Below are 24,008 nucleotides of genomic sequence, written 5' to 3'. Positions count from 1 at the left end.
ATGGAAGCGTTTTCGCTCGTCTTGTCGGCTCGTTCTCGGGCGCCCCGAAGCGGCAAAGGTCGGTTCTGTCTTTGCCTCGGGCAGCCGCGACGAGGCGCGCGCCGACGGCTAAGCGGTTCTTTTGTCGGCGTCGCGTTCGCCGGCCGGCGCGGGGCCGGGGTGGCCGGTGAGGAAGCCCTGCACCAGCGGGCAGCCATGGGCGGCCAGCCAGGCATATTGCGCCTCGGTCTCCACGCCCTCGGCCACCACCTCGATCCTGAGCCGGGCGCACAGCGCCAGCACCGATTCCACCACCGCCTGCGCCCGCTCGCTATGGTCGACGTCGAGCGCGAAGCTGCGGTCGAGCTTGATCTTGTCGATGGGCAGGCGGTGCAGATAGCCGAGCGAGGAGTAGAAGGTGCCGAAATCGTCGATGGATACGGCGACCCCGAGATCGTGCAGCCCGTCGATGATGCGGATGGCGGCGTCGTACCGCTCGATGAGGATGCGCTCCGTCACTTCCACCTGCAGCCGCCGCGCGGGAAAGCCGGTGGCGTCCAGCACCTGCCGGATCGCCGCGACGACGTCGCCGATCTGGAACCAGGCGGCAGACAGGTTGACCGACAGCCACGGCTCGCCCGCCCAGTGGCGCGCCTCGGTGCAGGCGCGCAGAAGCACGAAGCGGTCCAGTGCCGCCCACAGCCCGGTCGCCTCGGCGCGGGCGACGAACTCACCGGCGGGCACGTCGCCGAATACCGGATGGTTCCAGCGCACCAGCGCTTCGAAGCCGACGAGGATTCGCCCGTCGGTGCGTACCACCGGCTGGTAGACAAGGGTGAGCTCGCCGCCCGTGACAGCACGGCGCAGCTCCTCGTCATAATGGCGTTGCTCGGCACGCAGGCGTGCCATGTCGGGGGTGAACTCGGCCACGACGCGGTCCGGCGCGTCGCGCGCGGATTCCAGCGCGACGGACGCGGCGCGCACGAGGCCCTGCCCGTCCGCGCCCTGCTCCGGCCCATAGGAGATACCGACGCGCGCGGCCATCGGCATGTCCTGTCCGTCCCGTACCAGCGGCGTCGCCATGACGGCGGCGATGCGCATGGCGAGCCGGCGGGCGGCTTCCCTGTCGGATGCCGGGACGAAGACGGCGAAGCTGTCGCCGCCGGTGCGGGCCACGGCGGCTCCGCCGGGCGTGATGGCGGCGAGGCGGCTGGCCGCTTCCTTCAGGCGCTCGTCGCCGGCCTCGGCGCCGAAGAACTCATTCACCAGCGCGCTCTGGCTGAGGTCGATCAGCAGCAGGGCGGCGCCGGGTGCGGGCGAGGCGAGATGCGCGTCGATCATCTGCAGCAGGGCATGGCGGTTGAGCAGGCCCGTCATCATGTCGTGCGACAACAGCCATTCGTGGCGCTGGCGCGCTTCCTGCGCCGCCTGCTCTGCCTCCTTCTGCGCGGTGACGTCGAAGGCGATACCCTCGGCGACCATCCCGTGATCGGCGGAAAGCTGGTCGCGATGGGTGCGCTGCGAGCGCACATGCAGCCAGCGCACCTCGCCGTCCGGGCGGATGATGCGGTATTCGTTCTCCAGCGCTTCGGCGCCGCCGCGTCTTGCCTGGGCCATCGCGGCCCGCACGATGTGGATGTCGTCGGGATGAACCAGCTCCAGCAGCCGGGCGGGGTTGGCGACGAGTTCCTCCGCCGGGACGCCGAGCACGTCCTTCGCCCGCGCGCTCACATAGGTGAAGACCAGCTCGCCATTCGGCCCGGTGGCGCGCTGGTAGAGCACGCCGGGCAGGTTGTTGCCGATGGTGGAGAGGCGCGCCTGCGTGGCTGCCAGCGTCAGCCGCGTGTGCCGCTGCTGCTCGTCGAAGGCGTAGAGCAACGCGAAGACCAGCGTCACCGCCGGCGCCGCCAGGACGATGAAGAGGAAGGGCGCGAGGGCCCCCTCGCCGGTCAATGAGGTCTCGCCGTAGCGGTAGCCATAGGTCGCGCCGGCGACGAGCAGGGCCAGCAGGGCGAGCACCACCGCATGGCCGGCCGTGAGCGGGCGCGCCGCCACGCGCCGCGGGTCGAGCCGCCAGCCCAGTCGGCCGGCCACCAGCGTGCCGGCAGCCACGGCGCCGCCGACGCCGATCACGCAGGGCACTGCGAAGCTGTGCGCCATGGCGCGTGCGCCGAGGGCGATGGCGCCGGCGAGGAGCGCGGCGAGCGGCCCGAAAATGGGCGCGGCCAGCGTCAGCGGGACGATCTTGAGGTCGAACAGCTCCGCTCCGCTCTCCCAGATCGGAAAGAAGAGGCTGGCGGCCGCCGTGCCGCCGACCAGCGTGCCGCCGGCAAGGGCGCGGCGCAGCGGCGGCATCGCCCGCAGCACGTTTCCGCACAGCGCGATGATGAGCGCCGCGAGAACGAGCAGCAGCAGGTTGCGTTCGAGTCCATCGGCAAGGACGCGAACGGAATGGCGGACCGCATCGGCCGACATGAAGACTCCCGCACCAGCGTGCTGCCCAGTATCGCCGGTGCCGGAAGGCAAAGACAATGGTCGGATGCCGGCTCAGCATCCATTCTGCTTAACACAATGACTATGCTGAGCCGGGAATACGTTATTCTCCCTACCAGGCGACACTTGGCGGCGGTGTGGCGCCGGTGTGGGGAGCCCCTAGGGGGCGGCGCGGCGGACGGCCGGGTTCGCGCCGGCCTCCGGCGACCGGCGGCGGAAGCCGGCGCGGTGCCAATATTGAACGGGCGGACTTGTGCGGGCGCCCGCGCTCGGCTATTGAGCCCTCCGCTCCCGGCGCGGCTGACCCCCGCGCCACGTGCGGAGAGGTGCCGGAGTGGTCGATCGGGGCGGTCTCGAAAACCGTTGTGCGTGCAAGCGTACCGTGGGTTCGAATCCCACCCTCTCCGCCATTTCAGTCCCGAACTGGGCACGTCGCGCGCCGCCAATTTCCCTCCTGAGACGGCAGCCAGCGTTCGGAGCAGGTCTCCCTTCGATCCGATGATGCGGACTTCCTTCGTTCCGACCTCGACACGCTGAGCAAAGGCGCGCAAATGATCACGCCGGTAGCCGCCGCCTTCGAGGCGCATGCGCTTACGGGCAATGTCAGCAAAACGTGCCACCATCGCGGGCGTGACGGATTCCTCGCCTGACGTCGCGAGAGAAGTCTGAGCTCGGGCGACATCGGCCTGCGCCTGATCGCGGATAGCCTTCAGTCCGTCGATACGCTCTTTCAGCGCCGGATCGGTGATATCGGCGACGCCTGATTCGATCGCGTCATAGAGACGGCGCAGCCGCTGATCCGCCTCCGTCCCGCGCTTGTTGAGTTCGGCAATGTGCTCGCGGCGGCGCTCAAGTCGCTCCTGGCGGTGACTGAGCATGGAAGCGAGGATTTCCTGCAGCCGCTCGGGCTGAAGAAGGCGCTGCTCGATGTGGCTGGCCACCAACGTGTCGAGTGTCTCCATCGGGATGGCGCGGCCGGCGCAGCCAGTCTCGCCCTGTCGCGCCTTGATCGAGCAGGCATAGTAGCGGTACCGCCCGCTCTTGCCGGTGCGGATGGTCATCGCCCCGCCGCACTGCGCGCAATAGCAGATGCCAGTCAGCAGCGTCGGGCCGCTCACCACGCGCGGCGGGACGATCTTGGGATTGCGTGCCTGAAGCTGCTCCTGCACGGCGTCGAAGACCTTCGTGTCGATGAGCGGCGGCACGGCGACCACCACTACCTCGCTCTCCGGCTTCTTCTGCTTGCTCTTGGAGCGGCTGTTGAACTGGTGCTCGCCGACATAGGTCCGGCGGGTCAGCACCCTGTGCAGCTGACCGATGCCCCAGCGCCCGCCCTCGCGGGTGTAAATCCGGTTGCGGTTAAGATGGCTGACGATCGCCTTCACACCCATAGGGCCGGAGCGACCGTTGCCATTCAGGGCCAAATCGAAGATCAGCCGCACGGTGTCGGCGTGAAGCGGATCAATCTCCAGCTTCTTCTTAACCTTGGCGCCGCGCTGCTCGGCCTCGACCACGCGATAGCCGATCGGCGGGCGAGCACCGTTCCAGAAGCCCTGCCGTGCATTCTCCTTCTGGGCCCGCAGGACGTGCTTGGCGTTCTCCTTGGACTGGTACTCGTCGAACAGCGCCATGATCTGCCGCATCATGACGTGCATCGGATCGTCGCCCATTTCCTGGGTGATCGACACCAGTCGCACGCCGTTACGGGCGAGCTTCCTGACATAGAACTCCAGCTCGAAGTGATCGCGGAAGAAGCGCGAGAAGCTGTGCACCACGACGACATCGAACGGCGCCGGCTTCAGCGTTCCGACGCATGACCCTGGAGCGTTTCAACGCCCTGGCTGAGTGGGGCATGGAGTGGTCCCTCGGGCAGGACAACACTCAGGCGGCTGTTTTGACCCTGCGGCCGGCGCGGGGTGCGGTGTGGGCGGCTTTCAGAAGCTGGCCTTGAGGGTTGCGTTGAAGCCGTTCTGTTCGACGCCATCGCCGAACTGGCCAGTATAGGCGATGCCGAGCGTCGCGCCGGTGCCGAGGCGCATGTCCAGCCCGGCCTCCAGCACCGCCGCAGTTTCAGCGATCGGCGTGCCGGTGACGGTGAAGACGCTGGAGGTCTGGAACGCCTCGCTCATCGCCGGCGTGATGTCGCCGAAGGCCTGACGCCAGCCGATGGCCCCGCGCAGCGTTGTCGCATGCACGCCGGATGTCAGTTCCTTCGCCACCCGCACGCCCAGCGTCGCGAAGCCGGTGTTCATGTCGACGCCATTCGACTGCAGCGCCGCCGCCCCGCCGGTCTCTGTGTAGCCCGATGTGTCGAGGCTGACATAAGCGAGGTTGGCGAAGGGCTCGAAGGCGGCAAAGGCCGTGTCGATCCGGTAGCCGAGTTCGCCGAAGGCCTGCAATGTGCCGGCGCTGTAGTCGGCCGAGAGACGGTCGGCGAAACCGGGGAAGGCGACGGAGCGGCTGGTGGCGACGTCCTGCCACGTATAGGCGAGGCCAGTACGCACGGCGAGCGCGTCCCAGTTCCCGCCGGCATAGAGGGCGGCGTGCCAGTTGTCGCTGTTGCCGGAAGAGGCGCGGCCGGCCGCCGAGAAGCTGGTGGAGCTGTAGCCGCCGCCAATGCCGACCCGCCAGACATCGCCGACGAGGGTGTCGGCACCGATCAGAAAACCGCCGGTGCTGTCGGTAATGCCGGTAGCGTTGGCAGTGCTGTCGAACGCGCCCCAATTGCCGAAGCCCGTGGTCCACAGCGCGAACCTTTCCGCCGGGAGCGGGGCGGGCGCCGCCTTGAGCGGCAGGCTCATCTCGGCCGCCATTTGCACCTTCGAGGGTACGGCATAGGCGAGCGCGCCGTCCGCCGTCTCGACGCCGCTGACGACGCTTCCCGCCGCCGCGCCGACCCCAGCCTGCGCCGCCCGCAGGCGATCGTTCAGCGCACCGCGGATCAGCCCGCTCTGCTCCATGAACACACTCTGCGCCGAGGCGTGCACTTCGCCCGAGAGCTGGTCGAAGGCGCCGCGCGCCTGGCTGCCGGTGGGCAGAAACAGCAGCGCATTATAGAGCTCGAGCGACGCCCCGCGGTGTCCCAGCGTGTCGAGCGCCGCCGCGGTCGCGTATTGATTGGGCGTCACGGCGACGGTCGTGAAGTCATGCTCCACCGCGATGGTCACATCGACCGCGTTGGAACTCTGGCCGAGCTTCGCACGCAGGAACGGCGACAGCACCTCAAGGCCGTCAAAGGATCCGATAACCCCGTCCTGGGCCGTGAGGATGGTGTAGATCTGGCCCGTGCGGTAGCTCCCTTCGGGATCGAGCGCCGTCAGTTCCACGAGGCCGCCGTTCAGATAGGCCGTACCCTGGACGGCAAGCAGGTCGGACACGCCAGTGCCGTGGATTTCCACCTCGTACACGGAACCGGCGCCAAAGCTCGCGTCGCCGGTGACGGTGAGGGTTCCGGCGGAATTGCCGGGCCCGACCCGCCCACCCGATGCGGCGTCGAGCGCGCCGACGGTGCCTGTGCCGCCGAGTATGCCGCCCGAGAGCACATCCACGCGTCCGCCGAGCACGCCGTCGACCGCCAGGCGTCCCTCGGCGACCTCGGTGAGGCCGGTAAAGGCAGCGCCGTTGCCCGAATAGGTTAGCAGCGCCGCGCCATCCTTCACAAAAGTGCCGGCGCCCGACAGCGTGCCGGCATAGGTGGACGCGCTGCTGGCGGTAAGATCCAACTGCGCGCCGGCGGCCAGGGCGACAGCGCCGCTGAAGTCGGCGGCATCGGCCGAAAGCCGGCCCGCCTCGACGCTCCAGTCGACCGAGGAGACACCCGACAGCGCCAGTATTCCGCCACCCTGCTTGGTAAGGGTACCCGTGCCGGTCACCGCCCCCGAAAGGCCAAGCGTGGTACTTGCGGCCACGTCGATGCTGGAGCTGGCGAGCAGGGTGATAGCGCGAGCGCTGTCGAAACTGGCCGTGGTCGCCAGAGTGCCGCCGTCGAAGGCGAGACCGCCCGCCGCCGCGCCAAGATTGGCGTTGGACGAGACACTGAGCGTACCGGCCTCGATCCTGGTTCCGCCGGCATAGGTGTTGGCACCTGTCAGCACCACCGTGCCGGCGCCGGTTTTTGTGAGCGCACCGTGCTCCCCGCCGAGTGCGCCATCAAGGGTGAAACTGTCGGTGGCGCCGAGCGCCGCGACGTTGAGCGTGCCCTCCAGCGTGATGCCGCCGGTGGCGGTGAGGCTCAGCGAGGTGGCGCCGCCCTTCTCCATGAAGGTGGGATCGGTGCCGCCCATGGCGGTGTCGGCATTGCCGCCGCGCAGCGTGGCGCCATCCTCGAAGGTGATGATGCCGGCCGTCGTGACGCTGTTCGCGCCGCCGGCGACTAGCGTGCCGTCGGCCCCGACCGTGAAGGTGGACGTCGCGCCGTCGAGCTGGATCGTGCCCGCGCCAACCACGGCGTCCTCGTCGTCCGTGGTCGGGTTGTCGACCTCGCCGGCGGCGTAGAGATAGAGTTGGCCTTCCGAGACCGAGAAGTCAGTGGCGCCAGTGCCGGATACGGCGAGCACACTCCCGCCCCCCAGCGCCCAGGTGCCGGCCCCGGTCTTCGCCACGGTGTTGGTGACGTTGTCGGCGTAGCCGCTCATCGGGTCGCGCATGTCGAGCAGCGCCCCTGTACCCGTGTCGACATTGAGCGTGGACGCCGTGTAGACGAAATACGACGGAGAGACGTTCATGCGGACGCCAGTCCCCACATGGATCGCCGAGGCCTGACCGCCGGCCGTATTGCCGGAAAACAGGCTGCCGGAGCCAGCACTGACCGTCAGGTTAAGCGTGCCGCCTTGCAGCGCGATCGCACCGCCTACCGACCCCGCACTGTTGCCGGTGAAATCGCTGTCGACGACGCTCAAAACGACAGGAATATATGCCCCTTCAGCAGAGATCGCGCCGCCCTGCTCCCCCGCGCTGTTGCCGGAGAAGCTGCTTGCAATAACCGTGGTTGGGGATCCGCCCGAGATGTAGATCGCCCCGCCCACCGACTGGACGTCATTGTCCGTGAAGGTGCTGCGTTCGACCAGAAGGGTGCCAAATTGGCCGATGGCCCCTCCATAGTCAGCAGAGTTCTCCGAGAAGGCACTGTCTGACAGCGTCATGACGCCCGTATTCAGGATGGCGCCGCTGGAAGTCGCCGCCGAATTTCCGGTGAAGTTCGCGTGGGCGATGCTCACCGTTCCGGATGCGTTGTAGAGCGCCCCTCCCGTGTCAGCGTGGTTCTCGGCGAAGACATAGCCCAGAACCTGGCCTTCGCCGACGCCGAGATCGAGCACGCCGCCGCTCCCGACCTTGATGGCACTGTCGGTTCCGCTGATGGGGAAGCCGAACATGGTCAGCGCGGCATCGTCGCCTTCCAGGCGAATCGTACCGGCCTGCCCATCACCGATCGCGATCGGCCTGTCGGTCCCGGGGTTGAGAGACAGCACTCCGGTTACCTGCAGCGTCGGCAGTTCGCCGCTCGACTGTCCCTCGTCGATCGTCTGCCGGTAGCCGGCCTGCGCCGCCGCCAGCGCCGCCGCGTTCTCTGCGGTCGGCGCGCTCGCATAGGCGGAGATGGCAGACGAGAGCGTGGACGCTGCGTCGGAAAGCCCGGTCACGCCGCTCACCGGCGCATCGAAGGTGAGGCTGACACCGTCGCCCAGCGCCTCCGCGCTCGCCACGCTCAGCGTGCCGGAGGTTATGGTCGTGCCGCCGGAATAGCTGTTGACGCCCGACAGCGTCAGAACCTGCGGCCCGACATCGACGATGACGCCGCCCTGGCCGGTGATGTTGTTCGACACATCGGCGTCTATGCCGTCGAGCTTGAAGGTGAGCGAGCTGCCGGCGGCGTTCACGCCCAGATCGCCGGTGAGGCTCCAGCCCTCCTGAAGCGTCAGACTATTTGAGCCGCCGGTGAAGGAGATGGCATTGGCGCGCGTCACGCCATCGCCGGCAAGGCCGCCGGAAATGGCGCCGGCATTGACGATCGTCAGATCGGCGCCGACGACACCGCTGCCGCCCGCGCCGGCGGCCCCGGCCCGGTAGGCGGACGTTCCCCCCGCCCCGCCCGTGCCGCCGAGGATGGAGCCCGAATTGACGAGCGTGCCGCTGCCGGTGAAAGTGACACCCGTCCCGCCGGTTCCGCCCGCGCCGCCATTGCCTGCGGTGCCGGTGCCATTCCCCCCCGCGCCGCCCGTGCCGCCTGCAGCGGTTCCGGTCAGGGTGTAGGTGAGACCGGTGCCGTCGACGACGACGCCCCAACCGGCCGCGCCGCCGCCACCGCCGCCGCCGCCTGCGACGTTGGTAAAGACAGGCGTTCCATTGCCGCCATTGCCGCCACCTCCACCCGTGGCACCGGCATCGGTGGTCGTCGTCGTGAGCACCGCGCCATGCGCGCCGCCGCCGCCGCCGCCGCCGCCGTTGTTTCTGCCATCACCGCCCTGGCCGCCGTCAGTGCCCGCGCCGCCGACCGCGCTAGCGCCGGCACCACCCGCGCCCGGATCGCCGCCGCCATTTCCGCCGGCGCCACCGGCCACGCCGGCGCCACCGCCCCCGCCGGCCGAGTTGACAAAGCCGCCATTACCACCGGCACCGCCGGTTGCCGTTGCCGAATCGGCACCGCCAGCGCCGCCGCCCGAGTAGTCGGTAACCGAGCCGCCATTACCGCCCTCGGCGAAAGCCGGCAGTGGCAACATGGTCGGAGACACGACAAGGGTTCCGGCGAGCGCGCACAGGACGAGAGGCGACACGCCTCCCAGCGCCGCGGCACGGGCGCGGGCTCCCACGACGGGGTGACGACCCTGCATGTCGCGTCGCTTTCCCGCCCGCATCTCAGCGTCGCACACCATCGCCCCGCCCCCCCCCCGCGACCGCCCCGATCGACTTCTGCGCGCAGCCGGAGTTCCGACGCCGTGGTGGTATAATAGGCGACGGATTTTCGAGGTTCATGTCCTCTAAATAGAGGATAGGCGCGGGCCGGCACCGACCTTTAGCCGGCGCTGTTGAGCCAGATGCCCATCAGCTCCGCCCGGCTGCGCACGCCGAACTTGCGGTAGATGCGGGTGACATGCTGGTGCGCGGTGGAGGTCGCCATGTCGAGGCGTCCGCCGATCTCCTTTTCCGAGGCCTTGGTGAGCAGCAGATGCAGCACACGCCGCTCTGTCGCGGTCAAGGGTGCGGAGGCCAGCAGCAGGCCGTGTCCCAGCATGAGCTGGCGGTGAAACCATTTGATGCCACGCAGGCCCAGCATCAGCAGCTGGATCTCCTCATCGGTAAAGGTCCGCGCGGAATAGAAACCGAAATGCGATTCGCAGTCGCCGTTCAGCGGGAAGGCGACGAACACGGCGTCGAAGGTGCCCACCCGCCCGTAGTGCTGTTCGTAGAACGGCGACGAGAACCACTCCGCCGGCAGTTCGCGCCGGAAGGAGTAGCTGCGGAAGGTGCCGACGCCTCGCATCGGCAGCAGGAAGGAAGGGTCGATCTCGCGGCGGTCCCAGGCTTCGAGAATGATCTTGAAATGCTGTTCGTCCAGATGCGGGGCAACGGGGTGCAGGGCCTGTACACCGGCAACACGCCAGCCTTGCAGCGCGTCGCCCTCCGTCGGGTCGGGCAGTCGCAGGGCGCCGGCCCATGTGGCGTTCCACGCCTGTGAGGCCTTGCACAGCCATGACATGAGGTGCGCCGCCGCAGCAGAGGATTGGCCAGCCTCGAAATCGGAAAGCTCGTCCCAAAGCTGGTGAACGCCTTCGGTGTCCATGGAAATCCTTCGGCGGAAACGGCTTCAGCTTGGAGGCGCCGGTGTTCCAGTGTGTGTACACTAGCGTCTCGCAAACCGCACGCAAACAAGCCGGAGGCTAGAGGGCCACCGATCGCGGATCGCAATATGTGAGCATTCGCTACACCGAACGGCTGGCTGAGGTCGGCATCGGGCCTTCCGTCAGCAGCGTCGGTGACAGCTATGACAACGCACTCGCCAAGACGATCAACGGCCTCTACCGGGCCGAGGTCATCCATCGTCGGGGGCCTTGGCGATCCTTTGAGGGCGTCGAGTTCGCCACGCTGACCTGGGTTGACGGGTTCAACCATCGCCGGCTTCTGGCGCCTATCGGCAACATCCCGCCGGCCGAAGCCGAGAAACGCTATTATGCTCTGCTCGATGAGCAGAAAATGGCGGCGTGGCTCAAACCAATGGCCTCCGGTGAAGCCGGGGCTGTTCAAAATCCCCATCTTGATCGTTCCCAATCGCTGCCATAAGCGAGGTGAACGAATGGCGGTTTCCGCGTAGCGCTGAGCCAGACCGAACGGCTGAAGTGGCGGCGCAAAGCGGACGTCGCTGAAAGGCGGCGAGGGGCAGGTATGAGCCAACACACGTCATAGGGCTATAGCGAACATATAGTTCTCTTCTTGGTCGCTCGCGGCCCGCCATAAATCGCCGATTCAGGGGCGTTTTTCGGCCCCGCGCCGTATCTCAGCGGCTCACCGGCATTCCGACGACCGAGGCGGACCGTTCCGAAGGGGAAGGCGCAATCTGACGATCAGCGCCCCCCTGTGCCGATTCCCAAGGCGTTCAGCCGGTTCGGGCGGCCTGGCCGGCCGCGCCGTTCGCGCTTCAGCTGCCGATGCCGAGATTTCGCAGCATGGGGGCGGTTTGGCCGCGCAGATTCTCCGCCAGGTCGATGAGGTCGCCGGCGGTCGCGTCCCCGGTCTTGCCCCGGCGGCGGATGTTGAGACCGCTCTCCGTCACGCGCGCCAGCGCGAGGCCCGCAAGCTCCTCCGCTCCGGCGCCGGCATTGCGCTCGAGAAGCGGCAGCGCCAGCCGGTCGAACTGTGAGACGCCGACAGCCGAGCCCAGCACCGGAGAGGCGAAGAAGCGGTGGGTATCCGCCTTCAGCGAGAGGTTGCCGACCACCTCGTTGAGCCGTGCGGCGGCGGCCGGGTCGCTGGCGGAGCCGGCCGGGCGGGCGGGGACCAGCAGATGGTTCTCGATGAGTATCTCGCAGACGATGCGCACATCGACCTCGGTCTGGGCGATGTGCGCCAGCAGCGTCATGAGCTCGCCGCCGGTGGCCGGCCCCTGCCTGAGCCGGGCGACGGCCCCTTCGACGAGGCCCGGCGCCGGCCGGGCGGTACCCGCCGGTATGGGCCAGCTTTCGGGAAGGGTGGCGACCGGTCCGGTCAGCGCGAACAGCGTGTCCTGGAAACGGCTGCGCTGTTCGGCCGGGGTGAGCGCGATGGGCCCCTTCACATAGACGTCGCGGCGGAACTGCTTGTTGCCGATGAAATCCTTGATCTGCTCGCGCATCGTCTGGTCGGGAGCCTGGCTCACCAGCTCGAACATGTCCTTCGGCACGCAGAAGGACAGGCGGTTCTCGCCGATGGTGGCCGATCCGACGAAGGTGAGTTTGGCCTCGGCGAAGTCGGCGAAGGCGTCGCTCACATAGATGGGTTCCCAGAACTCGTTCAGGAACTCGTGCGCGAGGTAGCTTGGGTTCTGGTTGGCCATCGCGTCCAGCCGCGACTTCACCGCCGGGTTGCGACCGATATAGGCGCAGCCCGGCTGGGAGAGCTGGACGAGCGTGTCGTAGGCGCGCTTGAAACGCGCGATGCTGTCGCCCGTCGTGCGCGCGGCGATCTGGCCGATGAGGTGCTGAAGCGGCGCTGCCGCCGCCCAGCCGGGGAAGGTGTTGTAGCTGACATAGGCGATGCCGCCCGAGCGCAGCTTGGCGCGCAGGAAGCTCACAATGTCGCGCCGCACTTCGGGCGCCACCCAAGTATAGACGCCGTGCAGGGCGATGATGTCGAATTCCGCCAGCGCCGGGTCGGAGGAGGCCAGCGCCTCGCCGAAACTCGTCTCGATGAAGCGGAGATTGTCGAGGCCCGCCCGTGTGGCCAGAGCCCGCGCTTCGGCGATGTGGGTGGGGTTGAAGTCGATGCCGACAAAGTCGATGTCGCTGTTGGCGGCGGCGAGCAGGGCGGTGCCGTAGCCGCGCCCGCAGCCCAGCTCGCAATAGCGCAGGCGGCGATCGCGCGGCGCTCCCTGCACGCCGTTGCTCTCGCAGACGAACTGAAGGAACGAGGGAGCGAGCTCGCGGTAAAAGCCGAGCGTGTAGGTCACATCGCTCACATAGCCCGCCATCCACGATGCCGACATTCATGCCCCCGCATTGCTAAGGTTTTTCTTCTTAGGCCCGGCGAATACCTCCGGGCAAGCGATGCCGGGGAGGTTTTCAAGCCGTTTGGCAAGTCCTCACCGGCCGTTTGCCGGGGGGGCTTTTAGAATGCGTATGAAGCGGAAGGCGAGCGCCCAGCGCTCCGGCCTCAAGCGTGCTGCTGTGTCCGGCAAGTTCCGTTTCCGTGCCTTGACGCCGGCCGGCCTAGCACGTGGCGCTCTTCTCGCCGGCACGGCCCTGATGACCTGCGTGGTCGTCGTCCAGCCGACCCCGGCTCGGGCCGTCCCGCTCTCCGGCTGCACGATCACCAACGCCCCGGGCATGGCTCCGCTCGATTACTGGAACGCCGTCTGCCAGGGCGAGATTTCCGGCAAGGACGCGCAGTACAAGTCCGGTAAGGCGCCGACGACGGGCTCCGACAAGACCTTCGACAACGACTTCCACCTCACCGCGCCGGAAGTGGATGGCAGCGACAACACGGTTTACAACTACTTCAACGGTGAAGGCGTCTCGATCGAGGACGACAAGGGCTACGACATCGAGGTCGAGATCGGCGACACCAGCGCCATCGAGAGCACGAAGACCGGCATCGCGGTGAAGACCGGTACCAAGGACGCCAATCTCGGCAACATTTCCATCGAGAGCGGCGCCTATATCGAGGCCAGCAAGGGCGACGGCATCACGGCCGAGTCCAAGGATGGCGATATCGTCATCGTCAACACCGGCATCGTCGGTGTGATCTTCGCCGACAAACTGTCGCTCAAGGACAACCAGTTCTATGTAGACACCACCCCCGTCGACCTCGAGGTGGGTGAAGCCTTCACCATCGGTCAGGTCAAAGGCACCGGCATCAAGGCGACGTCCAAGAGCGGCGACATCACCATCTGGAACGGCGTGCTGGACGAGATGACGAGCAAGATCGTCGAGACCGGCGCGATCTACGCGAAGGAAGACGGTATCTCGGCCAAGAACGAGAGCGGTGCCGGCGTCATCGACATCTTCAATGCCGGTGACATCTATGCCGACAAGAACGGCATTTCCGTCGAGACCGGCAAGGACAGCACGGGCCACACCGATATCTATAATTTCGGGCATATCGAAGCCGACAAGACCGGTATCGCGGTCAAGGCCGAGGGTTCGGGTTCCGTCGACATCTACAACGCCTCTTCCGAGACGATCATCGCGGCGAGGACGGCATTTCCGTCGACGGCAACGGGTCCATAGTCTCGGTCTATAACGGCTTCCCCTCGCTCGGCGCGTCCGGCGTCATCGACGCCGACAAGATCGGCATCGAGGTGAACAACAAGAAGGGGGGGACATCTTCGTCGCCAACTGGATCGGCTCGGAGATCTCCGCCGCCGGCGAGTACGGCATCTACGCCAGCACGGACAGCAAGGACGGGGACGGCAGCAACGGCACCGTCGTGGTCGTCAATGCCGGCCTGCTCGAAATGGATGGCAGCAAGGTCAATGCCGGCATCTATGCCGAGAACAGCAAGGACGGGATCGGCGGCTCGATCATCGTGGCGAACGGCCTGGGTGATATCGACGCCGTGTCGAGCCCGAACGCCCGCATCAACGTCTATAGCAATTATGGCGACGGCACCTATGCGCTCCCGACCTCCGACAAGCGATCTGGAGATCGACGTTTCGGACATCATTTACGGCTACGAGTCGGAGCCCACCGCCTTCGGCGTGGTGGTGGCGAATTCGGGCGTCTGGGATTTCAGCGGGCAGGACGACTACCTGACGCCGGGCTTCGCGAACGGTGCCACGGTGACGCCGGGCACCGAGGCGGTGACGACCGGCGGCGTGTTCGCGCCTGTCGGCTCGGCCGTCGACATCAAGTACAAGGGTGAGTCGTCCGTCGCGGTGCTGAATTTCGGCACGCTGATCGGCGAGGGCGGCAAAGACACCTCCGTCGTCAAGGTGGATGCCGACAAGACGGCGTCCGGCGTGCTCGTCTACAACGGCGACACTGGCGTCATCGGCAGCATCAACACGCCCTATGGCTGGAACAGCAGCGCCATCGACGTGCTCTCCTTCGGCTTCGGCGCGAACTGGCTGGCCGTAGACAACGTGCTGGCCTCCGGCTGGCTCGCCGACTTCGCCGATGCGGCGGACGACGCGGAGCTGAAGATCAAGGGCGGCAGCAGCCTGGTGGTCAATGACGGCTTGCTTATCGGTGCCGTCGATGTCGACAGCAAGGATTCGGGCACGGCGGCTTTCCTCAACACCGGCACCTGGTTCACTTCCGGCGAGAGCAAGATCAAGGGCACGGACGCCTATCTCGAGAACACCGGCCTGATCCAGTCCGCCTTCCTCGCCGATACGGCCGAGCAGACCAAGTTCCACGACTTCACGCTGATCAATAACGGCGTGCTGTCGATGATGGACGGTGGCGTCGGCGACCGCTTCCTGCTGGAGGCGAGCTATACCGGCTACGGCAATCTGGCCGTCGACATCGACTACACCGACAACACCGCCGACGTTCTCGTCATCACCGACCACGGCAAGGACAAGGACTTCGTCGCTGCGAGCGTCTCGGGCTCGACCGGCATCATCCTCAACACGGTGAAGGGTGCTCCGGGCATGAGCTCGAACGGCCTCGTCGTGGTGGATTACAGCGGCGCGACCGGCGGCGTCGGCGCCGACTTCGCGCCCTTCAGCGCGCTCCCGCCCGATAACAGCTGCGGCAGCACGCTGTGCAAGTACGGCGAGACTTTCTACATCTCGCCGCTGTCGCAGGGCTATGTGAACATCGGCGGCTACGGCGCGGTGCAGAGCGGGTTCTACGCGACCTTCCTGCGCCAGGACGAGGTCAGCTCGGAATTCGAGCTGGTCACCGACTGGGGCACGGCCGCGCACGCCCTGCCGAGCCTGATCACCGCCGCGCAGAACATCTGGTACCAGTCGAACGGCGTCGTTCAGGACCACATCTACGACGCCTATTTCCGCGGCGCGATGCCGGGCGCGGTCGAATCCGAGGGGAACCGCCGGATCCTTATCTGGGCGCGGGCCGGCGGCAGCTGGGCGACGCGGGACAATTACGAGACGTCCTACATCCTCGGCACGCCGGTGGCGTATGACACCGGGTACGACCAGAACACCTACAGCTTCTTCGGCGGCGCGGACTATCTCGCCACCGACACCTGGCGGTTCGGCGTGTTCGGCGGCTACATCACCTCGGACGTGAACTTCAATTCCTACGGCATGTCCGCCGAATACAGCGGCGGCTCGGTCGGCGGCTATCTCTCCTACAAGGCCGGCCCCTTCTACGCCGATGCCGAGGTGAAGGCCGACTTCCTCGACCTCGACTACAACTCGCCGTCGATGACCGGCCTCAACAGCGACGTGACCAATGTCGGCGTGCGGGCCAATGTCGGCTACCGCTTCACCCAGGACGTCTTCTACCTGGAGCCGGTGGTGTCCTTCGCCTATGTCACCTCGTCCTTCGACGACGGTTACTATGGCGGGGCCTCGGTCAGCTACGACGACAACACCAGCGTTCGCGGCGGTATCGGTGCGCGCGTCGGCGCCAACTTCGTGACCAGCTTCGGCTCGGGCGAGGTCTATGTGCTGGGCAAGCTCTGGAACGAGTTCGAGGGCAACAACTCGGTGGTGTTCTTCGACCCCGCCACCTTCGCCACGACCAGCTTCGTCGACGGGCTCGACGGGATGTTCGGCGAAGTCGCCGGTTCGGCGCAGTTCTACAATGTGGACCGCAGCTTCTCCTTCGTCGTCTCGGCCGGTGCGGAATTCAATTCCGAGGCCAGCCAGCTGACCGCCAAGATCGGCGTCGAGAAGAAGTTCTGATAGCGAAGGCCGGCCCCGACGCCCGTGCGGCGCGTGGCCGGCCCCGTTTTCGGCGGGCCATGCTGAGGGTGCGCCTTTCCCGATCCTGGCCGGCTTCGCAACCGCGCGGCACGCGCGGGCGCAACGCGCTCACGATCGCGAACCCGGCGTCCGAACCTCCGCACCGCGTCGAGCATCCTGTCCACGCTGCAGCCCGGCGGCCCCGCGTCCCCGTCAGCTTGCGGCCGCCAGCGCGCGGGCGGCGAGCGAGGCGGCAAGCCCCAGCATGACGACGCCCACCAGCGCATCCAGCACACGCCACGCCCCCGGCCGGGCGAAGAGCGGGCGCAGCAGCCGTGCGCCATAGCCGAGCCCGGCGAACCAGACGAAGCTCGCCGCCGCCGCCCCCGCCACGAAGAGCGGGCGCGCGGCTTCCGGCTGTGCCGAGCCGGCGGCGCCCATCAGCAGCACGGTGTCGAGATAGACATGCGGGTTGAGCAGGGTGAAGCCGGCCGTCGCCAGCAGCGCGCGGGCAAGCGTCACACCCCCCGCCGCGTTCACCGCCATCGCCTCCGGCGTCGCCATGCGCCGCAGGGCGCGCAGTCCATACCAGCCGAGGAAGCCGGCGCCGCCGAGCGCGAGCAGCGTCGAGAGCTGCGGCAGCGCCGCGAGGAAGGCGCCGACGCCCGCCACCCCGGCAAGGATCAGCAGCGCGTCGGCGGCGCCGCAGAACAGCACGATCGGTCCGACATGCTCGCGCCGCAGCCCCTGCCGCAGCACGAACAGGTTCTGCGCGCCGATGGCGACGATGAGGGCAGCCGAAAGCAGGAAGCCGGTGACAAAGGGGGCGAGCGATGCGGATGTCATGGCGCCTTGGTGGCGCCTCCTCCCGATCAAGTAAAACTTGTTCTCCTAATCCCAATGAAGCAAGACTTCATCCATGCTGGATTACCCTTCGCTGTCCGCCGTCGCCGCCGTGGTGCGGGAGGGCTCGTTCGAGCGGGCCGCGAGCGCCCTCGGCATCACGCCCTCCGCCGTCTCCCAGCGCGTGCGCGGGCTGGAGGAGCGCGTCGGCGCGGTGCTGGTGGTGCGCGGCCAGCCCTGCACGGCAACCGATCTCGGCCGCACACTCTGTGCCCATCTCGACCGGGTGCGGCTGCTGGAGCACGACCTGCCCACTCTCGGCGGTGCCCTCGGCCCGGCAGAAGGGCGGCTGACGCTGCCGGTGGCGGTGAACGCTGACAGCCTCGCCACCTGGTTTCCGGCGGCGGCCGCCGCCTTTGGCCGGGAGGGTGAGGCCGCGCTCGACCTCGCCCTCGACGACGAGGCGCATACCGCCGCGCGGCTGCGCTCGGGGGAGGTGCTCGCCGCCGTGACCGCCGAGCGTGAGCCGGTCCCGGGATGCCGGACCGTGCCGCTCGGCGCGCTGCGCTACGCCGCCTGCGCCGCATCCGATTTCATCACGCGCCATTTCCCCACGGGCGTCACGCCGGAGGCGCTGCGCCGCGCGCCCTTCCTGCGCTTCGACCGGCGGGATTTCCTCCAGTCGCGCTGGGCGGGCACGGCACATGGTGTCGAGCCGGCCGGCGCGGTGCATTGGGTGCCCTCGACTCACGGCTTCCTCGACATGACGCTGGCCGGCCTCGCCTGGGGCATGCACCCCGTCGCAATGGCGCAGCCTCATCTCGACGCCGGCCGCCTTGTCGAGCTGCCGCCCGGCCAGCGGGTCGAGGTGCCGCTCTACTGGACCGTCGCCCGGCTGCACGCCTCGCTGCTGAGCCGGCTCACCAAGGCGGTGCGCGCGGCGGCGGCCCGGGTGCTGGTGCCGCCGGCGTAGACGCCCGCCCCGCTAGCCGTGGGCGGCCGGCACGGCGTGCGAAGCGGCGGGCGCCGGTGCGGCATCGGCGGGGGCTGGCGCCTTCACCCGGAACCAGATGGCGTAGAGCGCCGGCAGGAAGACGAGGATCAGCACCGTGCCCAGCGCGGTGCCGCCGATCAGCGTATAGGCCAGCGAACCCCAGAACACGGAATGGGTCAGCGGGATGAAGGCCAGCACCGCCGCCAGCGCGGTGAGGATGACCGGCCGCGCCCGCTGCACCGTCGCCTCCACCACGGCGTGGTAGGGATCGAGCCCTTCCGCCTCGTTGGTGTGGATCTGGCCGATCAGGATCAGTGTGTTGCGCATCAAGATGCCCGCCAGTCCGATCAGACCGAGTATGGCGTTGAAGCCGAAGGGCTGATTGAAGATGAGCAGGGTCGGCACCGCACCGACCAGGCCGAGCGGCGCGGTGAGCATCACCATGGCGGTGGCGGAGAAGGAGCGCACCTGCACCATGATCACCGCCAGCATCAGCGTCAGCATCAGCGGGAACACGGCGGCGAGCGCCACATTCGCCTTTGCGGCCTCTTCGATCGAGCCGGCCATCTCCAGCGTGTAGCCCTCCGGCAGGCGGGCGATCAGCGGCTGGAAGGCCGTCATCAGCGCGCGCGAAACCTCGGGCGGCTGCAGGCCGTCGGCGATGTCGGCGCGCACGGTGACGGTCGGCACCCGGTCGCGGCGCTTGAGGATGGGCTCCTCCATGCGCACTTCGGTATGGCCGATCTGGTCGAGCGGCACGCGTTTGCCGTCGCGCGAGGTCAGCGTGAAGTCGGACAGCCGCGCCGGGTCCAGCCGCTCGCCGCCGGAGCTGCGGCCGACCACGTTCACCGTGCGGATGTCCTCGCGCACCTGCGTGAGGGTGATGCCGGTGAGCAGGAACTGCAGCTGCTGGGCGGCTTCCGCCGGCGACAGGCCGATCAGCCGCAGCCGGTCCTGATCGAGTACGAAGCGCAGCGCGGGCGCGCGGCGGCCCCAGTCCTCGTTGGCCTGCCGGGTGTTCGGGTCGGCGCGCATGATTGCCAGCGCCTCGTCGGCGAAGCCGCGCAGCACGTCGGGATCGGGCCCGCGCAGGCGGAACTCTACCGGGAAGGGCGTGTAGGGGCCGAAGACGAGCTGCGTGACCCTGACATAGGCGGCGGGGGCCAGCCCCTCGGCAACGGCCTGGCGCAGGCGCAGCTTGAGCGCCTCGCGCGCCGTCGAATCCGGGGTCAGGATGACGATCTTGGCGAAGGCCGGGTCGGGCAGCTCCGGCGCCATGGCGAGGAAGAAGCGCGGCGCGCCCTGCCCGACATAGGAGGTGACGATCTGCGCCTCCGGCTGGCCGCGCAGCCAGGCTTCCACCTCTTCCACCGCCTGCCGGGTGACGCCGATGCTGGTGCCTTCCGGCAGGCGCACCTCCACCAGCACTTCCGGCCGGTCGGAGACCGGGAAGAACTGCTGGCGCACCCCGCCCATGCCGACGACCGAGACCGCGAAGACCAGCAGCACGGCGGCGGCGACGATGTATTTGCGGCGCACCGCCCAGGAGATCAGCGCGCGCAGGCGGCGATAGCCTGAAGTCGCGTAAATGGCGTGGTGTCCGCCCTCCACCGGCTTGATGTCGGGCAGCAGCTTCACCCCGAGATAGGGCGTGAAAGCGACCGCTATGAACCACGAGACGACCAGCGCGAAGGCGACGATCCAGAAAATGTTGCCGGCATATTCGCCGGCGGTGGAGCGGGCGAAGCCCACCGGCATGAAGCCGATGACCGTGACCAGCGTGCCCGACAGCATGGGTGCGGCGGTGTGGCTCCAGGCATAGGCGGCCGCCTTTATGCGGTCCATGCCCTCTTCCATCTTCACCACCATCACCTCGATGGCGATGATGGCGTCGTCGACCAGCAGGCCGAGCGCGAGGATCAGCGCGCCCAGCGTGATGCGATCGAAGAAGCGCCCGGTCGCCAGCATGATGACGAAGACGGCGGCCAGCGTCAGCGGCACGGCGGCGGCCACCACGATGCCGACCCGCCAGCCCAGACTCAGCAGGCTGACCAGCAGCACAACGCCGAGCGCCATGAAGAACTTCAGCATGAATTCGTCGACCGATTCGGCGATGTTCACCGCCTGGTCGGTGATCTTGGTGAGCGAGACGCCGAGCGGCAGCGTGGCGGCGACTTTCGCCGTCTCCGCTTCCAGCGCCCGGCCGAGTTCCAGCCCGTTCCAGCCGGTGCGCATGACGACGCCGAGCGCCAGCGCCGGCTCGCCCTCGTTGCGGATCAGGAAGGTCGGCGGGTCCTCGTAGCCGCGTTCCACCTCCGCGATGTCGCCGAGGCGAAGCGTGCGCCCGCCGGCAACCACCGGCGTGTCGCGGATCTTCTGGAGATCGTCATAGGCCCCCTCCAGCCGCACGATCACCTGCGGACCGTCGGCGTCGATGGAGCCGGCCGGGGTGACGGCGTTCTGCCGCGCCAGCGCCGCGAACACGTCCTGCGCGCTGATGCCGAGCGTGACGAGGCGGGGATAGGAGAACTCGACGAAAATGCGCTCGGGCCGCTCGCCCAGTATGTTGACCTTGTTGACGCCCGGCACATGCAGCAATTGCTGGCGGATCGTCTCGGCCTGCCGCACCAGCAGGCGCGGCGCCATGCCGGGCGCGCGCAGCGCGTAGAGCGCGAAGGTGACGTCGGAATATTCGTCGTTGATGAAGGGGCCGAGCGCGCCGGCGGGGAGGTTGCGCGCCTCGTCACCGAGCTTCTTGCGGGCCTGATAGAACTGCTCGGCGACGTCCTCGGGCGGCGTGGAATCGCGCAGCGTGAGGGTGAGGAAGGCGAGGCCCGGCCGCACCAGCGCTTCCACCCGGTCGTACCAGCGCAGCTCCTGAAGCCGCTTCTCCAGCGGCTCGGTGACGAGTTCCTGCATCTCCGGCGCGGTGGCGCCGGGCCAGGCGACGGTGACGGTGAGCACCTTCACGGTGAAGGTGGGATCCTCGGCGCGGCCGAGCTTCACGAAGGCGTAGGCACCGGCCACCGCGATGGCGAGGATGAAGAAAAGGGTGACGGCGCGCTCGCGCACGGCGAGCGCCGAGAGATTGAAGCCGTTCATTGCGCTGCCGTCCGTTCGGTACCGGCCGGCGTTCCGCCCATCCGCACAACGTCACCTTCGTGCAGGAGATGGGCGCCGAGCGCGACGACCCGCAGTCCCGGTGCCAGCCCGGTGACGATGGCGCTCTCCTGGCCGATGCGACGGATCGCGACCGGCCGGCGGGCGACGGTGGAGGCCGCCGGATCGACCACCCAGACTCCGGTAGCGCGCCCATCGTCGAGCAAGGCGCCGAGCGGCACCTCTGTCTCGTCCGCGCCGCTGCCCGTGGTCTGAGGTACCCAGACGGTGACGGTGGCGCCAAGCGGGGCTTCGCCCGCCGCACCGTCCAGCACGTAACGCGCCTCATAGGTGCGGGTGGCGGCGTCGGCGGAATCAGAGAGCTGGCGCAGCCGGGCGGGGAAACGCTCCTCGCCCATGCCGTAGACCCGTGCCTGCGCGCCTGAGCCGATGGCCGGGCGCGCCGTCTCCGGCAGGTCGATGGTGGCTTCGCGCGCCCCGGCATGGGCGAGGCGCACCACCACCTGGCCGGCGTCGACCACCTGTCCCGGCTCGGCCAGCGTCTCCACCACGGTGCCGTCGGCATCCGCGTGAAGCTCGGCATAGGCGCTCTCGTTGCGGGCGACCTCCGCCTGCGCGCGGGCTGAGTCCAGCTGCGCCCGCGCCGTGTCGGCGGCGGCGCGGGCCTGCTCGTAGCGCTGCTTCGGCGTCCAGCCATCCGCCACCAGCCGGCTGTAGCGCGCCTCGTCGGCTTCGGCCTGAACGAGCTGGGCCTGCGCGGCCGCCACCGCGTTGTCGCGGGCGGCACGGGCGAGGTCGAGATCCCTCGGGTCGATGCGCATCAGCACCTGTCCGGCAGTCACGCGCTCGCCGGCATCGACAAGGCGCTGGACGACCTTGCCATGGACGCGGAAGCCGAGATCGCTCTGCACCCGCGCGGCGACGAGGCCGGTGAAGGCCCGCTCCGACACGCCGGCCGGCCGCACCTCGACGGTGCGCACCAGCGGCGGCTCGCGGCGCGGATCGGCCTGCGCGACCGGGATGGCGGAGGCACGGGTGAACAGGACGACGCCGGCGCCGCCCGTCGCGAGAACCGCCGCCGAGATGAGAAGGAGCGTCTTCAGTCGCATGGCGGGCTCGCGGGTGCGGAAAGGGCTGCGGGAAAGGGGTTGAGAAGCGGCTGCGGAGAGGGGGCGGGCCGGCGACCGGAAGGGGGCATTCCCGGCCGCCGGACCCTCGATGGCCGAACATTGGTCGATGTCCGCGGGCCACCGTATCGGCGAAGGTGAGTTAAGTGGATATCCACCTAACTGGGAAAGGAGAACCGTCGACATGCCCCGGTCCCCGTCACAGCCGCGCGATGATGTCGAGCGCGGCGCGCAGCGTGGCGAGCTGCTCGGGCGTCAGCCCGGCCGCGACCTCGTCGTTCACCGCCTGCCAGCGCGCCATCGCGTCGCCGAGCACCTTTGCGCCCTCGGGGGTCAGCACAACGCGGCGCACGCGGGCGTCCTTCTCGTCCGCGCGCACCGCCACCAGACCGCGCCGTTCCAGCGGACCCAGGTTCTTGGTCGTGGTGGTGCGGTCCATGCCGAGTTCGGCGGCGACCTGGCCGATGGTGCGCGGAGCGGAGGACGAGGACAGCGCCATCAGCATGGTGAACTGCCAGTTGTTCAGCCCCGTGCCGCGAAACGCGTCGTCGAAGCGCTTGCCCACGCTGCGGCTGGCGTGCTGCACGCGCCGGCACAGGCAGTTGGCCGCCACATGGGACAGCGAAAGCGGGGAGGCTTCATCGGTACTCATGCCGGTCAGATACGTGCATATGCACTTATTGTCAAGCGGCCACTTCCGTAAGGTGCCCCGTCTCAGTCAGGTGCGCTGCCGCCTCCGCCTGGCCGCTGCGGCGGGGACAGCGCGAGCATGGCGGTGACCGACTCCGGCGCCGGGCCGGGAGGCGCGTCGCGCTTCGGCATGCCCTCGACGAAGGGCACGAGCTGAAGCCGGGCGATCTCCAGCACCCGGCGCAACTCGGCGATCGGGGCGGGATGCTCGTCGACCCGCAGGTCAAGCGCGGGATAATCCTCGGCGCCCTGTATCCGCAGGCTGGCGGACTGGCGCCCGCGTTTGTCGCCGCCGGCGGCGTCTCCCGCCTCCATGGCGCGCATCAGCCGCTCGTCGAGCGGGGCGCCGGTCGAGGCGCGGAAGGCGCTCGCCATGACGGCGATCACCTCGGGCCCGGTCAGCATGTTGCCCTGCACCGCGAAGCCTTCGCCGGTCTCCTGTCCGCACCACGGCGTGCATTCCGCGCCGGTGAAGGCGCTTGCCCGTCCGGCCGCGTCGACGACGCCGATCTGGCGCAACTCGCGCGCGGCGTCCTTCTCCAGAACGGCGGCCAGCGCCTCCGGTGCCCGCGCGCCGCCGGCGATGAGGTCGAGCACGCCGAGGGCGAGATAGGGGTTGACCCAGGACTGGGTGGAGACCGCCCCCGTGCCCGCCCGGGTGAAGGGGCACATGGAGCCGACCGCGGGCACGGCGGTGGCCACCGCGACGCCGAGGCGGCCGGTGAGGGGGCAGCGGGCGACGATGGAGAAGGTCACG

Annotated in this window: 12 protein-coding genes, 1 tRNA gene and 2 pseudogenes; 5 read left to right on the top strand and 10 right to left on the bottom strand. The window is 68.5% G+C overall.

Going from position 1 to position 24,008, the window contains the following annotated elements:
• Positions 1-108: 108 nt before the first annotated feature.
• Positions 109-2,454: a putative bifunctional diguanylate cyclase/phosphodiesterase gene (locus tag MWN33_RS01305; protein ID WP_247198267.1), complete on the bottom strand. Its 2,346-nt coding sequence runs from the start codon at positions 2,452-2,454 to the stop codon at positions 109-111.
• Positions 2,455-2,792: 338 nt separating this feature from the next.
• On the opposite strand from MWN33_RS01305, the gene MWN33_RS01300 reads away from it, so the two are divergent.
• Positions 2,793-2,882: transfer RNA gene (locus tag MWN33_RS01300), tRNA-Ser, on the top strand.
• A gap of 576 nt (positions 2,883-3,458) precedes the next feature.
• Here the strand turns inward: MWN33_RS01300 and MWN33_RS01295 are convergent.
• The 3 genes and pseudogenes from MWN33_RS01295 to MWN33_RS01285 form a co-directional block, all read right to left on the bottom strand.
• Positions 3,459-4,244 (bottom strand): annotated as a pseudogene (locus MWN33_RS01295) (recombinase family protein); the annotation flags it as partial.
• Between the two features lie 162 nt (positions 4,245-4,406).
• Entirely contained in the window at positions 4,407-9,299 is a 4,893-nt protein-coding gene (locus MWN33_RS01290; RefSeq protein WP_247198266.1) for an autotransporter domain-containing protein, read from the bottom strand.
• A gap of 182 nt (positions 9,300-9,481) precedes the next feature.
• On the bottom strand, positions 9,482-10,249 hold the full coding sequence (locus MWN33_RS01285) for a helix-turn-helix transcriptional regulator (RefSeq protein WP_247198265.1): 768 nt from the start codon (positions 10,247-10,249) through the stop codon (positions 9,482-9,484).
• 107 nt (positions 10,250-10,356) lie between these two features.
• Here MWN33_RS01285 and MWN33_RS01280 point away from each other — a divergent pair.
• Positions 10,357-10,746: pseudogene (locus MWN33_RS01280) on the top strand (integrase core domain-containing protein); the annotation flags it as partial.
• 355 nt (positions 10,747-11,101) lie between these two features.
• On the opposite strand, the gene MWN33_RS01275 reads toward MWN33_RS01280, so the two are convergent.
• Positions 11,102-12,643, bottom strand: a complete 1,542-nt coding sequence (locus MWN33_RS01275; RefSeq protein ID WP_247198264.1) for a class I SAM-dependent methyltransferase — start codon at positions 12,641-12,643, stop codon at positions 11,102-11,104.
• Between the two features lie 127 nt (positions 12,644-12,770).
• Here MWN33_RS01275 and MWN33_RS01270 point away from each other — a divergent pair, with 127 nt between their 5' ends.
• Both MWN33_RS01270 and MWN33_RS01265 read left to right on the top strand, forming a co-directional pair.
• Positions 12,771-13,886 carry a DUF4097 family beta strand repeat-containing protein gene (locus MWN33_RS01270; RefSeq protein ID WP_247198263.1) on the top strand — a complete coding sequence of 372 codons (1,116 nt, stop codon included), beginning with the start codon at positions 12,771-12,773 and terminating at the stop codon, positions 13,884-13,886.
• A 383-nt stretch (positions 13,887-14,269) separates the two neighbouring features.
• Positions 14,270-16,477: an autotransporter outer membrane beta-barrel domain-containing protein gene (locus tag MWN33_RS01265; RefSeq protein WP_247198262.1), complete on the top strand. Its 2,208-nt coding sequence runs from the start codon at positions 14,270-14,272 to the stop codon at positions 16,475-16,477.
• A gap of 213 nt (positions 16,478-16,690) precedes the next feature.
• Here MWN33_RS01265 and MWN33_RS01260 read toward each other — a convergent pair whose 3' ends face one another.
• Positions 16,691-17,323, bottom strand: a complete 633-nt coding sequence (locus MWN33_RS01260) for a LysE/ArgO family amino acid transporter (protein ID WP_247198261.1) — start codon at positions 17,321-17,323, stop codon at positions 16,691-16,693.
• Positions 17,324-17,396: 73 nt separating this feature from the next.
• Between MWN33_RS01260 and MWN33_RS01255 the strand changes: the two genes are divergently transcribed.
• Entirely contained in the window at positions 17,397-18,293 is an 897-nt protein-coding gene (locus MWN33_RS01255; protein ID WP_247198260.1) for a LysR family transcriptional regulator ArgP, read from the top strand.
• A gap of 12 nt (positions 18,294-18,305) precedes the next feature.
• On the opposite strand, the gene MWN33_RS01250 is transcribed toward MWN33_RS01255, so the two are convergent.
• The 4 genes from MWN33_RS01250 to MWN33_RS01235 form a co-directional block, all read right to left on the bottom strand.
• Positions 18,306-21,416, bottom strand: a complete 3,111-nt coding sequence (locus MWN33_RS01250; protein ID WP_247198259.1) for an efflux RND transporter permease subunit — start codon at positions 21,414-21,416, stop codon at positions 18,306-18,308.
• A complete protein-coding gene (locus tag MWN33_RS01245) occupies positions 21,413-22,543 on the bottom strand; it encodes an efflux RND transporter periplasmic adaptor subunit (protein WP_247198258.1) in 1,131 nt (376 codons plus the stop codon). The genes MWN33_RS01250 and MWN33_RS01245 overlap by 4 nt, the downstream gene beginning before the upstream one ends.
• A gap of 217 nt (positions 22,544-22,760) precedes the next feature.
• The gene (locus MWN33_RS01240; protein WP_247198257.1) at positions 22,761-23,213 is read right to left on the bottom strand and encodes a MarR family winged helix-turn-helix transcriptional regulator; all 453 of its coding nucleotides are present in this window, start codon (positions 23,211-23,213) and stop codon (positions 22,761-22,763) included.
• Positions 23,214-23,275: 62 nt separating this feature from the next.
• On the bottom strand, positions 23,276-24,007 hold the full coding sequence (locus MWN33_RS01235) for a DUF1028 domain-containing protein (protein ID WP_247198256.1): 732 nt from the start codon (positions 24,005-24,007) through the stop codon (positions 23,276-23,278).
• Position 24,008 lies beyond the last annotated feature (1 nt).

Source organism: Ancylobacter koreensis (genome assembly GCF_023016525.1).
Taxonomy (GTDB): domain Bacteria; phylum Pseudomonadota; class Alphaproteobacteria; order Rhizobiales; family Xanthobacteraceae; genus Ancylobacter; species Ancylobacter koreensis.
The sequence above is the reverse complement of the archived record's forward strand: the minus strand, read 5'-3'. Positions and strand labels throughout refer to the sequence as shown.

What these genes read in the sequence shown, in the direction of transcription:
- MWN33_RS01305 (WP_247198267.1), bottom strand. Translation starts at nt 2,454, where the DNA reads ATGTCGGCCGATGCGGTCCGCCATTCCGTTCGCGTCCTTGCCGATGGA.
- MWN33_RS01290 (WP_247198266.1), bottom strand. Translation starts at nt 9,299, where the DNA reads ATGCAGGGTCGTCACCCCGTCGTGGGAGCCCGCGCCCGTGCCGCGGCG.
- MWN33_RS01285 (WP_247198265.1), bottom strand. Translation starts at nt 10,249, where the DNA reads ATGGACACCGAAGGCGTTCACCAGCTTTGGGACGAGCTTTCCGATTTC.
- MWN33_RS01275 (WP_247198264.1), bottom strand. Translation starts at nt 12,643, where the DNA reads ATGTCGGCATCGTGGATGGCGGGCTATGTGAGCGATGTGACCTACACG.
- MWN33_RS01270 (WP_247198263.1), top strand. Translation starts at nt 12,771, where the DNA reads ATGCGTATGAAGCGGAAGGCGAGCGCCCAGCGCTCCGGCCTCAAGCGT.
- MWN33_RS01265 (WP_247198262.1), top strand. Translation starts at nt 14,270, where the DNA reads ATGCGCTCCCGACCTCCGACAAGCGATCTGGAGATCGACGTTTCGGAC.
- MWN33_RS01260 (WP_247198261.1), bottom strand. Translation starts at nt 17,323, where the DNA reads ATGACATCCGCATCGCTCGCCCCCTTTGTCACCGGCTTCCTGCTTTCG.
- MWN33_RS01255 (WP_247198260.1), top strand. Translation starts at nt 17,397, where the DNA reads ATGCTGGATTACCCTTCGCTGTCCGCCGTCGCCGCCGTGGTGCGGGAG.
- MWN33_RS01250 (WP_247198259.1), bottom strand. Translation starts at nt 21,416, where the DNA reads ATGAACGGCTTCAATCTCTCGGCGCTCGCCGTGCGCGAGCGCGCCGTC.
- MWN33_RS01245 (WP_247198258.1), bottom strand. Translation starts at nt 22,543, where the DNA reads ATGCGACTGAAGACGCTCCTTCTCATCTCGGCGGCGGTTCTCGCGACG.
- MWN33_RS01240 (WP_247198257.1), bottom strand. Translation starts at nt 23,213, where the DNA reads ATGAGTACCGATGAAGCCTCCCCGCTTTCGCTGTCCCATGTGGCGGCC.